General features: G+C 68.7%; 10 protein-coding genes. 1 reads left to right on the top strand and 9 read right to left on the bottom strand.

All coding sequences use genetic code 11. The features are described from left to right. Positions 1–117: 117 nt before the first annotated feature. The gene (abc-f, locus tag AC5RVV_RS11935) at positions 118–1,755 is read right to left on the bottom strand and encodes a ribosomal protection-like ABC-F family protein (RefSeq protein WP_494001600.1); all 1,638 of its coding nucleotides are present in this window, start codon (positions 1,753–1,755) and stop codon (positions 118–120) included. A gap of 214 nt (positions 1,756–1,969) precedes the next feature. Here abc-f and asnB point away from each other — a divergent pair, with 214 nt between their 5' ends. Beyond that, a complete protein-coding gene (asnB, locus tag AC5RVV_RS11930) occupies positions 1,970–3,490 on the top strand; it encodes an asparagine synthase (glutamine-hydrolyzing) (protein ID WP_494001599.1) in 1,521 nt (506 codons plus the stop codon). Positions 3,491–3,613: 123 nt separating this feature from the next. Here asnB and AC5RVV_RS11925 read toward each other — a convergent pair whose 3' ends face one another. The 8 genes from AC5RVV_RS11925 to AC5RVV_RS11890 form a co-directional block, all read right to left on the bottom strand. Beyond that, positions 3,614–4,555 carry a glycine betaine ABC transporter substrate-binding protein gene (locus AC5RVV_RS11925; RefSeq protein WP_494001598.1) on the bottom strand — a complete coding sequence of 314 codons (942 nt, stop codon included), beginning with the start codon at positions 4,553–4,555 and terminating at the stop codon, positions 3,614–3,616. Between the two features lie 26 nt (positions 4,556–4,581). Then, positions 4,582–5,379, bottom strand: a complete 798-nt coding sequence (locus AC5RVV_RS11920) for an ABC transporter permease (protein ID WP_494001597.1) — start codon at positions 5,377–5,379, stop codon at positions 4,582–4,584. Between the two features lies 1 nt (position 5,380). Next, positions 5,381–6,598, bottom strand: a complete 1,218-nt coding sequence (locus tag AC5RVV_RS11915; protein ID WP_494001596.1) for an ABC transporter ATP-binding protein — start codon at positions 6,596–6,598, stop codon at positions 5,381–5,383. Then, entirely contained in the window at positions 6,595–7,239 is a 645-nt protein-coding gene (locus AC5RVV_RS11910) for an ABC transporter permease (RefSeq protein WP_494001595.1), read from the bottom strand. The genes AC5RVV_RS11915 and AC5RVV_RS11910 overlap by 4 nt, the downstream gene beginning before the upstream one ends. A 161-nt stretch (positions 7,240–7,400) precedes the next feature. Further along, positions 7,401–9,215, bottom strand: a complete 1,815-nt coding sequence (gene glsA, locus AC5RVV_RS11905; protein ID WP_494001594.1) for a glutaminase A — start codon at positions 9,213–9,215, stop codon at positions 7,401–7,403. Between the two features lie 116 nt (positions 9,216–9,331). Beyond that, on the bottom strand, positions 9,332–11,089 hold the full coding sequence (locus AC5RVV_RS11900) for an alkaline phosphatase D family protein (RefSeq protein ID WP_494001593.1): 1,758 nt from the start codon (positions 11,087–11,089) through the stop codon (positions 9,332–9,334). A 223-nt stretch (positions 11,090–11,312) separates the two neighbouring features. Continuing rightward, the gene (locus AC5RVV_RS11895; RefSeq protein WP_494001592.1) at positions 11,313–12,098 is read right to left on the bottom strand and encodes a hypothetical protein; all 786 of its coding nucleotides are present in this window, start codon (positions 12,096–12,098) and stop codon (positions 11,313–11,315) included. Next, positions 12,095–12,646, bottom strand: a complete 552-nt coding sequence (locus AC5RVV_RS11890; protein WP_494001591.1) for an RNA polymerase sigma factor — start codon at positions 12,644–12,646, stop codon at positions 12,095–12,097. The genes AC5RVV_RS11895 and AC5RVV_RS11890 overlap by 4 nt, the downstream gene beginning before the upstream one ends. Between the last annotated feature and the right edge of the window lie 26 nt (positions 12,647–12,672).

The raw sequence follows: 12,672 nt of genomic DNA, 5'->3' as shown, positions 1-12,672 counted from the left end.
GCCGGGCCGGGGCGGGCCTGTCCGAGGGCCGGCCGGAGCCGGGGAGCCTACCCTGCGTCGGGGACTCAGTTGACGGAGACTTCGCCGGCGCAGGGGGAGCCTGGCTACTTCAGGGACTCAGCGGACGGTGACCTGGCCGGCGTCGACGTCCCAGCGGGTGTCCAGCCGGACGTTTTCCAGCAGCCGGCGGTCATGCGAGACCAGCAGCAGCGTGCCGTCGTAGCTGTCCAGCGCCTGCTCCAGCTGTTCGATGGCGGGCAGGTCCAAGTGGTTGGTGGGTTCGTCGAGGACCAGCAGGTTCACGCCGCGGGCCTGCAGCAGGGCGAGGGCGGCCCGGGTGCGCTCGCCGGGGGAGAGGGCACCGACCGCGCTGGATACCTGGTCGGCCTTGAGGCCGAACTTTGCCAGCAGCGTCCGGACCTCGGCCTGGCTGTAGTCCGGGACCAGCGCTTCGAAGGCAGCACCGAGCGGCCGGTCCTCCGCGAGCTGGCCGCGCGCCTGGTCGATCTCGCCGATGGCGACGCTGGCACCCAGCCCGGCGGCGCCGTCGTCGGGCTGCTGATGTCCCAGCAGGAGGCGCAGCAGGGTGGACTTGCCCGCGCCGTTAGGGCCGGTGATGCCGATGCGCTCGCCGGCGTTGACCTGGAGCGAGACCGGGCCGAGCGTGAAGGCGTCGCGGCGGACGGTGGCCTGGTTCAGGGTGGCGACCACCGAACTGGAGCGCGGGGCGGCGCCGATGCTGAACTGCAGCTGCCACTCCTTGCGGGGCTCCTCCACCTCGTCCAGCCGGGCGATGCGGGACTCCATTTGCCGCACCTTTTGCGCCTGCTTTTCGGAGGACTCCGTGCTGGCCTTGCGGCGAATCTTGTCGTTGTCCGGATTCTTCTTCATGGCGTTCCGGACGCCCTGGGAGCTCCACTCGCGCTGGGTCCGCGCCCGGGACACGAGGTCCGCCTTCTTCTCCGCGAACTCGTCGTAGGCGTCGCGCGCGTGGCGGCGCGCCACGGCCCGCTCCTCCAGGAAGGCATCGTAGCCGCCGTCGTACACCGCCACCTTGTTCTGGGCCAGGTCCAGCTCCACCACGGTGGTCACGCAGCGGGCCAAGAACTCGCGGTCGTGGGAGACGAGCACCGCGCCGCCGCGCAGGCCCTGCACGAACGACTCCAGCCGGGCCAGTCCGGCCAGGTCCAGATCGTTGGTGGGCTCGTCCAGCAGGACCACGTCGAACCGGCTCAGCAGCAGGGCCGCCAAGGCGGCGCGCGCGGCCTGGCCGCCGGAAAGCCCGGTCATCGGGGCATCCGGGCCGACGCCCAGGCCGAGCTCGGCCAGCATGGGCGGGATCCTGTCCTCCAGATCCGCCGCCCCGCTGGCCATCCAATGGTCCAGGGCGGCGGCGTAGGCATCGCCGGCCTGCTTGGAGCCGGACCCCAGCGCCTCGGCCGCGGCTTCCATGGCGGCGGTGGCGGCCGCGGCACCGGTGCGGCGGTCAAGGTAGGCGGCGATGTTCTCGCCGGGAATCCGTTCGTGTTCCTGCGGCAGCCAGCCGACAAAGGCGTCCGAGGGCGCCGTGCTCACGGACCCCGCCAGCGGTGCGTCCGCGCCCGCCAGAATCCGCAGCAGCGTGGTCTTGCCGGCACCGTTGGCGCCGACCACCCCGACGACGTCGCCCGGCGCGACGGTCAGGTTCAGGTTGGAGAACAGGGTGCGGTGGCCGTGGCCGCCCGAGAGGTCCTTGGCCACCAGCGTTGCAGTCATGCCTACCAGTCTAGAGAGCGGCGGCGAGTGGTCCGGACCGCGCCGGCTCCATGACCATGGAACCGTCGAGCCTTTCGGCCTGGCCCGCGACCGGCGGAAGGGCATGGGGGCCGGCTGGCTATGCTGGAGAAGTCGCGTCGCAGCGCCTGGGGCGGACAGAGCCCGGCCGCATGCGGCGCCGGATTTGTTGAACAAGCGCGAAGGCGGGATGCAGATGTCAGGGATAGTGGCTGCCCACGGGGAGTTCGATGTGACAGCGGGCGAACGGATGCTGGACCGGTTGGCACACCGTGGACCGGACGGATCGGGGTCGCGCCGGGTGGGCAGGTCCTGGCTCGGCAGCCGGCAGCTGTCCATCGTCGATCCGGAGAACGGGCAGCAACCCCTGGCCGGCCGGGACGGCGACGCGTGGCTGGTGGGCGACGGCGAGATCTACAACTACCGCCGGATCCGCGACCGGCTCGGGCAGGAGGGTTTCCGGACCCGGTCCGACCTGGAGGCCGCGCTGCGGTTGTACGAGGAGCTAGGCGTCGCCGCCTTCGACAAGCTCTGGGGTCCGTTCGCCTTGGTGATCGCCGGCGATGACGGGCGCTTCGTCGCGGCCAGGGACCTGCTCGGATTGTCCCCGTTGTACTGGGCGCGGCGCGAAGAAACCGTGCTGTTTGCCTCCGAAATGAAGGCGTTCGACGACGAGTGGCGGCCTTTCGTGGAGCCGTTTCCGCCCGGCCATGCCTGGACACCGGAGGACGGCCTGATGGCAGGGCCCGTCTTCCCGGCCGGCGCCCCGGTGCTGCTCAAGAGCCGGCGGCCGGACGAGGATCCCCCGCAGTGGGTCTTCGATGCCCTGCGCGACACCCTGGTCCGGGCGGTGGAGCGCAACCTGGAGGCCGACGTGCCGGTGGGCGTCCTGTTGTCCGGCGGGGTGGACTCCAGCATCGTCACGGCCGTGGCGGCCCGCAAGGCCGCCGAGCGCGGGAAGGTTTTGAAGACGTTCGCCGTCGGGCTGGAGGGAAGCGCCGACCTGCTCGCCGCCCGGGTGATGGCGGCCGCCGCGGGGACCGAGCACCACGAGCTGGTCTACACCGCCGAGGATGCGATCGCGCTGGTACCGCAGGTGATCGCGGAACTTGAGTCCTTTGACCCGACGCTGGTGCACAGCGCGGTGCCGAATTTCCTGGTGTCCCGGCTGGCCGCCGAACACGTGAAGATTGTGCTGGTGGGCGAGGGAGCCGACGAGCTGTTCGCCGGCTACTCGCACTACGGCCGCCATGACTCCGGCGAGGCGCTGCACGAAGACCTGCTGGAGACCATCGAAGGCATGCCCATCGGGGGACTGCAGCGGGTGGACCGGGTGGCCGGTGCGCACGGGATCGAGCCGCGGTTGCCCTTCCTGGACCTGGACATGGTGGAACTGGCCTTGGCGTTGCCGCCGGCGTGGAAGTTGACGGGACCGGAGCGGCCCGCCAAATGGCTGTTGCGCAAGGCCTTCGACGGGATGGTTCCGCACGAGGTGCTCTGGCGGCCGAAGGAGCAGTTCGGCGAGGGCACCGGCATGAACGACGTGCTCCGCGAACACTTCGAAGCCTCGGTCAGCGAAGCCGAGCTCGAGCAGGAGGCAGGCGTTCTGGATCCGCCGGTGCGGACCCGCGAGGAACTCGCTTACTACCGCATCTTCGCCGCCGCCCTGCCGGGAATCGATGCGCAGAAGACGGTGGGACGTTTCGCGGAGGCCTGATACGCCGAGCGATTCGGGGAAACCCGGGACTGCGGCGGATTCGGTAAGGCCTGCTACAGCCAGCGGCCGCCGGTCGTGGTGACCGGCGGCCGCTGGCCGTTGTGCGGAGGCAAGGTCCGGTGGCTAGCCCACCAGGCCCTGCTCCTGCAGCCACTCCTCGGCGACGTCGCGGGGATCCTCGCCGTCGTTATCCACCCGGCCATTGAGCTCGGTGATAACTTCATTGGTCAGTGCGGCGCTGATCGGTGCCATCATCTCCGCAATGGCCGGGTACTCGTCCAGGGTTTCCTGGCGCAGGGTCATGGAGCCCTGGTACGGGACGAAGAATTCCTTGTCGTCCTCCAACACGGTCAGATCGTTGGAGATGACCCGCGCGTCGGTGGAGAAGACTTCGCCGAACTGGCAGGACTCGCCGACCTGTGTGTAGATGAGGTTCAGGTCCAGCTCCACTACTTTGCTGAACTCAAAACCGTACGCCTTCTCCAAGCCCGGGAGCCCGTCGTCGCGGTTGATGAACTCGCTGGCGGCGCAGACGGCACCCTGGTCCGGGTTCTTCTCGATGAACGCGGCGGCTTCGGTCATGTTGGTGATGCCTTCGGCCTCCGCGAACTCCTTCTTGGCGGCGATCCGGTAGGTGTTCTCGAACGGCGCCGGTTCCAGCCACGCGACGCCGTTCTCCGCGTCTTCCTTCGCGACGGCGGCGTAGAGGTCTTCCGGCACGTCCTCGGTGGTGTGGCCGAGGACATTGACCCAGCCGGTTCCGGTGTAGTCCCAGTAGAAGTCCACTTGGCTCGACTCCAGGGCCTCCCGCACGGTGGCGCTGCCGGAGATGCCCGTCTTGTCCTCGACGGTGGCACCGGCATCCTCGAGCGCGACGGCCGCGATCTGGGCCAGCAGGATCGATTCGGTGAATTCCTTGGAGCCCGCCGTGAAGTGTGCGCCCGCGAGCTCGCCGTCGCCCGTCGCCTCGGCGGCGTCGCCGCCGCCGCAGGCCGTCAGCAGCAGGGCCACTCCGGCGCCAAACGCGGCGAACGCCGTCTTCCGTGAACTATTCGCTTTCATCATTCCTCTTTCGTCATGCAGGGGATGGCCTAGAGCCCTTTCGGGCGCAGGAAGTCTTCGGCGATGCTCGCCAGATAGTCGATCAGCAGTGCCAGCACCGCCGTGAGCGCGGCGCCGACGATCTGGACCAGGACGCGGTTGGTGGACAGCCCGGCCACGATGATGTCCCCGAGTCCGCCCGCGTTGATGTAGGTCACCAGGGTGGCCGTACCAACGTTGATGACCAGTGCGGTGCGAACGCCGGCCAGCATGATCGGCACCGCGAGGGGCAGTTCGAGCCGGCGCAGGACGCCGAACTTGGAGATGCCCATGCCCCGCCCGGCTTCCAGCACGGATTCGTCGACCTGCTCCAGGCCCACCATGGTGTTGAGCAGCACCGGGATGATGGCGTAAAGCACCAACCCCACGATGGCGGCCTGGAAACCCAGGAACAGGAAAGCCACGGCCAGCAGGACCAACACGGCGATGGTCGGAACCGCCTGTCCCAGGGTCAGCAGGGTGATCAGGTAGGGGCGGACCCGGCGCATGGCCGGGCGCGTGAACAGGATGCCCAACGGCACCGCGATGACCAGGGTCAGCAGCGTAGAGACCGCGGTCAGCTGCAGGTGCCGGCCCAGGGCGGCGGCCAGGTTGGCCGGGGCCAGGGCGCGCGCCTCGATGCTGTCCAGTTCCTGCGAGCCGACATACAGGTACAGCGCCAGGCAGGCCAGCGCCAGGATGGCCGGCACCAGCAGGTAACCGGTCAGGGTCCTGCGCCGCGTCCTGGCCGGTGGCTGGACCGCAACGTCTTGGTCGTGCACCGTGTGCTGTGGTGTGGCAGCGGACACGTCAGCCACCCGCCTGTACGGCTTCGGCCACCTCGCCCAGACCGGCCCGGGCTCGAGTGACCGCCGTGTCCCGCATGGCGCGGATGGCCTCGTTGATCTGTTCGATATCCACCACGCCCTGGTAGACACCGTGCGAGTCCACCACGATGGTCACGCTGTACCGGGCGGTGATGAGCTCGTTGAGGGCATCGGACAGCGTTGCGCGGGGTTCCACCATGGCTTCCGGCGGCAGCCCCACCTCGTCCAGGGCGCGTGTGCCTGCCCGATGCAGGTCGTCCGCACCCACCCAGCGGCGGGGCCGGCCGGCGTGGTCGAGCACCAGGAGCGCGGAGCGGTCGCTGCGCCGCAACTGCTCCAGCGCGTCCTCGGCCGGGGTGTCCAGCCGGACGGTCGGCCACTGGGTCAGCTCGATGTCGGCCACGCGGCTGAGGTTCAGCCGCTTCAGGGAGGCGCCGTTGCCGATGAAGTCGGAGACGAAATCATTGGCAGGGGCGGTCAGGATCTGCTCCGGGGTGTCGTACTGGGCAATCCGGGAGCGGTCCTGCAGGATGGCGATCCGGTCGCCCATCTTGATTGCTTCATCGATGTCATGGGTGACGAACACGATGGTCTTGCGCACCTCCGACTGCAGGCGCAGGAATTCGTTCTGCAGCCGGTCCCGGGTGATCGGGTCTATCGCCCCGAACGGTTCGTCCATCAGCATCACTTCCGGGTCTGCACCCAGAGCGCGTGCCACCCCTACCCGTTGCCGCTGCCCGCCGGAGAGCTCCTTGGGGTAGCGGTTGCGGTACGTCGACGGCGGCATGTTGACCATGTCCAGCAATTCGTCCACCCGAGCGGAAATCCGTTTGGCGTCCCAGCCCAACAGCTTGGGCACGGTGGCCACGTTTTCGCCGATGGTCATGTGCGGGAACAGGCCGACCTGCTGAATGACGTAGCCAATGCGGCGGCGGAGCTGGTCCGGGTCGGTGGTGGTGACGTCCTCTCCGTCCAGGATGATCCGGCCGGAGGTGGGCTCGATGATCCGATTGATCATCTTCATGGTGGTGGTCTTGCCGCATCCCGACGGGCCGACCAGCACCACGATCTCGCCCTCGTGGATGTCCAGGGTCAGGTCGTCGACCGCGTTGTCCTTCTGTCCGGGAAACCTCTTGGACAGGTTCTGTAAGCGGATCTTGACCGGCCTGGGCTGGGGGGTCTGATGGTCGGAAGCGGTCATCGGATTCCTTTGGAGGTAGTCAGCTTGCGGACGGTGTGGAAGAGCAGATCGAACAGGATGGCGAGGACAATCACGCCGAGGGTTCCGGCCAGGACCATGTTGACAGCCACCGGCGTGCCCACCCGGGCGAGGCCGGTGAAGATCAGCTCTCCGTAGCCGGGGCCCAGTACGATCGCGCCGATGGCAGCGATGCCCAGCAGGACCAGGGTGGTGACGCGGATGCCGGTGATGATCACCGGCCACGCCAGCGGCAGTTCGATCCTCAGCAGCCGCTGGGTTCGGCTCATGCCCATGCCCGTGGCCGATTCCACGATGGCAGGATCCACTTCGCGCAGGCCGGTGATGGTGTTGCGGACGATGGGCAGCAGGCCATACATGGTGAGGGCGACGACGACGGGCAGCGCGCCCAAGCCCAGGGGGCCGATGAGGAGGATGAACAACGCGAAGGAGGGGACGGTCAGGAAAGCACCGGTGACCGCGAGGACTGTTTCGCGCGGCCGTTCGTGCCGATAAGTCGCGATGCCCAGGCCGACCCCGATCACGGTGGCGAGCATGACCGCAACGCCCACGAGGATGGCATGCTCGATGCCCATTTCCAGCATGTCGTCGGCCCGTTTCGCGAGAAACTCGAAAAAGTTCACACGTTCCTTTCTGTAACCTCTGCCGGGAACAAGACACGGAGAGACCGAGGCTAGTGTGGTTTCTGTTGCCGATGTGGCAGGTGGTACGACTGCCCGTAACTATAGTTGATCACCGCTGGTGGATGCCCATTGGGCCGCCGGCAGCGGGCCGCCGCGGACGGTCAGTCGCGGATCCGGACGGCGGTTTCGCGCAGGAACTGGTCCACGCGTGTGTAAGCGTCGCGGGTGAGCGCCTTCCACAGGCGCATCGCCAGTTTCGGGTCCTGCTCCTCCAGTTCCTCGATCGCCTCCGCGGAGAGCACCATGAGTTCCACCGGGCCGTCCGCCTTCTCGGTGGTCTCCTGCCGGTCTTCGCTGCCCAGTGCCAGTTCGCCGAACGTCATGCCGGCGCTGAGCGTGCTCAGCTTGACCCGCCGTCCCTCGGAGTCGGCGGCGATGGTGCTGATCCGGCCGGAGACAATGAAGTACACCCCGCCAAACCGTTGGCCGACCCGCCGGACGATCTCGCCGTCCTCGTACTTCGCGGGCTCCATGCGTTCCACCAGGGCGACAATTTCGTCCGCGTGCAGGGTGCCCAGGGCCAGCGACTGCTCCACCGGCACCGACGTGGGCACGCCCAGCGGATCTCCGTAGCGGGCAATAAGGCGGTTCTCGGAGAACTCGACGGCCCCGGTGCGGGTGTCGAAGACCGGCACGTGCCGCCCGGTGTCGATGAAGACGTCGGCGAGCCTGTCCTCCGGATCGATCAGCAGCAGTTCACGGTTGTCCGCGGCCAGAATCTCCTCCAGGCGGGCGAACATGCGCAGGGCCACGCCGCCCACTTCGTCGACGCGGCGCAGGTCCAGGACCACCAGCTCTACGTCGTCGGGGAGCGAGCTGATTTCCCGGACCATCGATTCCGTACCGGCAAACAGCAGGTCGCCGTTGAGCTCGATCAGTTGCGCGCGATGGCCGTTCTCCCGCAGCACCTCGGCCGACTCGTCCGTGCGGCGGATGCCGGAAGGAACGACGGTGATGTCGTAGCTGGCGCGGATCGCGGAACGCCCGGCACGCGCGGAACGCACGAAATGCATCTCCATGTCCTCGGACAGCCGTCGGCTCACGGCGATCCCGCGGACCGACCCGCCGTGGTCGTCCAGCGGCGGGGAGAACACCGCGAGCCCGACCTGGCCGGGAAGCACCGCCAGGGTGCCCCCTCCCACCCCGGACTTCGCCGGCATCCCCACGTTGGTGACCCAGTCTCCGGCGTCGTCGTACATGCCCGAGGTCATCATGACCGACAGCACCCGTTCCACCGGCCCGATGTCCATGACGTGGTTGCCGGTGACGGGGTTGGTGCCGCCGTTGGCCAAGGTCGCGGCCATGATGGACAGGTCCCGGCAGGTCACCTGCACCGAGCACTGCCGCAGGTAGTTCTCCAACGCGGTGGTGGGGTTGTCCTCGATGATGCCAAATGAGCTCAGCAGGTAGGCCAGTGCGTGGTTGCGGTCGCTGTTGCGCAGCTCGGCTTCGAACACGCGCGGACTGCTCTTCAGTTTCCGGCCGGCGAATCCGGAATACGTGTTCAGGATCCGCTTGATCGCGGACCTGCCGCCGGAGCCCTTGATCATCCCGGTGACCGCCAGCGCGCCCGCGTTGATCATCGCGTTGGCCGGCCGCCCGGTGCCGGCGGCGAGGGAGATCTCGTTGAACGGGTCCCCGGAGGGCTCCACGTCCACCTTCTCATCCACCGCGTCGAAACCAAGCTCGGCCAGCGCGAGCGCGTAGCTGAACGGCTTCGAGATCGACTGCAGCGTGAATTCCTTGCGGGTGGTGCCCACCTCGTAGACGTAGCCGTCCACGGTAGCCAGGCAGATCCCGAAGTCGTCCGGATTGACTACCGCCGAGGCAGGACCAACCAGATACGGCGTCCCGTCGCGGAGTTCGGAGATCTCGGCGTGCAGGGTGCGCAAGTAGCTGTCGATCGGCGATTCCATATCACCAGCGTAAGTGGGCGGACGACGCGCCCCGGACAGCCGCCGGGACTGGCCTACGCCTCATCGCACCGTCGGACCATCGCACCATCGGGCTATCGCGCCATCGCGCCATCGGGCTATCGCGCAATCCGAATGCCCTGCGGCGCGATGGTCAGGGAGGCGACCTCTTCCAGTCGCGGGTGCAGGTCGTCGCCGTCATGCACCACGCCCTTTTCCCACCAGATCTTCAGGCCGTCGGGGGAGTCCTCCAGGCTGGCCAGGTTGTTGTCGAACCATGGCCGCATGTGGCTCTTCCAGGTGAACGGTGGATCGGGGACCTTCGCGCCGCGGGCTACGAGCGCGCCCACCGGAGCGGCGATGCCGTAGGACATGGCGGCGGTGAAATAACGCAGGAAGCGGGGCAGCGGGTTGCGGACGGGCGAGCAGACGGCCTGGACGATCCGGCTGCCCGAATCTCGCACCACCTCCGTCACGTAGGAGAAGTGCACGTCGCCCGAGAGGAAGGTGACGGTCTCCGGCGCCGGTCCGCGCCCGCCGTCGGCCACCTCCTGCACCATGGCCGCCACCTCGTGGAAGGTGCGCTGGAAGGCTGCCCAGTGCTCCAGGTCCACGGCTTGCCGCAGCAGTTCACCGGCGGCCGCCGGCAGCTTGCCCCAGGCCCCTTCGCTGAGGGCCTCGTTCCAGGACTCGATGTGGTGCAGGCCCCTGGGGAGCAGGAACGGCAGCGAGGTACCGATCAGCAGGTGCTTGAAGCCGCCCTGGAGCTGGCCGTCCAGCCAGGCAATTTCTTCCTCGTCCAGCAGCGTCCGCCGGTCCGGCTGCAAGTCACGGGCCGCGCGCGAGTCGAGCACGACCAGCCGTGAACCGCCGATGTCGCGGGTGAAGCTCCAGCGGTAGGTGTCCGGCTGCCGGTCCGCCCGTTCCGCGAAAGCTTCCAGCGCGTCGCTGAGGTCCGGTTCGCCGTCGCCCGGATGGTTCACCACCTGCTGCCACAGTTCGTCCTCGGCACGCTGCTCCGGTGACAGGTTGCCCAGATGCTGGTAGACCCAGTAGGACGCGAGGCCGGCGACAATGCGGCCATGCCACCAGGGCTTCTGGGCCATCTTCCGCCGCCAGCTCTGCGAGGCGTTCCAGTCGTCGCGGATGTCGTGGTCATCGAAGATCATCGCACTGGGCAGCGTGGACAGGAGCCACCGGTTGGCGCCGTCCGACCACGCGAGCATGTACAGGTGGGCGTATTCCGCGTAGTCCTTCAGCTCTTCGCCGGGCGGTTCCTTGATATTGCGGCGAGCGCGGATGAACTCCTGCATCGCCTCGGACGTCGAGTCCGCGTAGACCTGGTCGCCGAGGAAGAGCAGCAGGTCCGGCCAGCCGGGGTCCGTCCCGGTCCCGTCGAGCGCCCCGCCGGTCGCGTCCCCGCTCCCGGTTCTGTCCGCGGTGCCGGCCTTGTCCCCGTGCCGGGCCGCGCCGTCGGCACGGTGCAGCGCGTACGCCCGGAGCGCGTCCACGCCGTGCTGCCTGTTGCCGGCCGCGTCATGCTCGACGCTGGTGCGGCAGGATCCAAAGGCCAGCCGGAGCGGGCGTCCGGGCGTGAGGGTGCGGATCACGGGTGCAGGGTACGGCGAGTCCGGTTCCGGCCAGGCCCGCATGCCGTCAACCTCCACCCGATAGGGTGTGACGCTTCCTGGCTCCAGCCCCTCGGCCTCGACCAGCGCGTAATGGTGGCCGCGCACGGAGAACGTGCCTGCCTGCCAGCTGCGCCCCTGAACCACGACGGCGACGGTGGCGGCTTCGCGCGTTTCCACCCAGATGCTGGCCGACGTCTGGTCCACATAGCGCAGCATCGGGCCAAGTACCAGCGGCGATGCGGTCATGAATCCTCCTGCCTGACCCGACAGAACGGTGTTCCCTTGCGCAACTCTGCCACTATCGCCCGCCTGCCGAAAGAGCCCGCGTCGGAGGATTGCCTTCGGCCGCGGGCATCGCCGCCGTCATTCCCGACGGCCGCCGGTCAGCCCTCCGGCCGGCGGCGGCGGAGAGCCGGCGGTCGGGCAGCGGTCACGCAACGGCGTGGCCGGAGCGCCGGACTGTGGCCGGTCAGCGCTCCGGTGAGGGGAGGGGCTGCAGCGTCGGAAGGTGGCCGGAAGCGGGGACGGGCGCCTCCTGCTTTATCCGCGGGGCCTCCTTGCCGGGATTGCCGTCGCGCTGGCCCACGGACGGATCCGGCAGTCCGCCCTCCAGCGGCGGCACCGCGGGGAGCACGTCCCGGGACGGCGTGCCCGGCGGACGTTTGGCATCCTGCCCGGCAGCATCATCGGTACCAGGGGTCCGCTCCGCCTTGTGCCCGGGCTGCGGCGCGGGGGCAGCAGGATGTGCCGGGGCAGCGGGAGCGGCCGGGGAATCGGTGCCGGTGTCGGCCGAGCCGGAGCCGCCTTCCTCAACCGGGGCCTCGCCCGTTACGGCCGGGGCGCGGGCGGGGGCTGCGGGCACGGAGTGGTCCTGGGGAGTTTCCTGGCCGGTGCCGGACGGGGCGAGGAAGCCCACGACCTGCCGGACGGCCTGGTCCGCGGCTGCCCGGAAGTCGGGGTTGGCCGCCGCCACGCCGGACACTCCCAGCCCGGTGGCGGCCACCGCGGCCGTGAGGACCAGGGCGCCGCGCACCGTGCGGCGTCGGCGCAGCGGCACGACCTGCGCGCCCGCGGCCGCCGTGCCGGCAGCCGGCGTCAGGTAAGCCAGCACCTCGGGCGATGGTGCCGGGATGGGGGCTTCCCCGGCGGCGCGGAGGGCCAGCAAGGTGGACTCCAGCGGGGCAGAAGGAGCCAGCCCGGATTCGTCCAGCAGCCGGAGGACGGCGTCGTCGTCGGACATTTCAGCGCTGTTCATACCAGGACCTCCTTCCTTTCCAGAACGGATTTGAGTTTAAGCAGGGCGCGCCGCTGCAATTGTTTGATGGAGCCGGCGCTCCGGCCCATGATTTCGGCAACCTGTTCGATCGACAGGCCGGCGACCACGCGCAGCATCAGCACTTCCTGCTGCTCCGGCTTCAGCTCCTTGAGCTGGCGTCCCACATCGCTCTCGGCGAGCGTCTCCAGGACAGTTGTTTCGGCGGACTCCACCGCTCGGGCGTCGGCATCCGGGTCGTAGGGCGACAGCACTGGCTGCCGGGCCCGGCGCCGGACATCGTCTACGTAGCGGGCATGGGCGATGGAGAACGCCAGCGTCCGCAGCCCCTGGAACCCGCCGTTCACCGACCGGATGCGGGAGAAGAGGGCGAGGAATACTTCCTGTACTGCGCCTTCGTGGTCTTCCACACCGCGCACCTTCAGGTATCCATTGAGCCCGGGTGCCAGCGCGGTGTAGATCTCGCCGAATGCAGCTGCATCTCCGGACTGCGCCGCGAACACGATGTCGTCGGGAAGTGATGGGGGCAAGTCGACGTTCTTTCAGACAGCGGGCG

It is taken from the genome of Arthrobacter sp. MDT2-34-1 (assembly GCF_059091365.1).
Note: the sequence above shows the minus strand (reverse complement) of the source record. Positions and strands in the feature narration are given on the sequence as shown.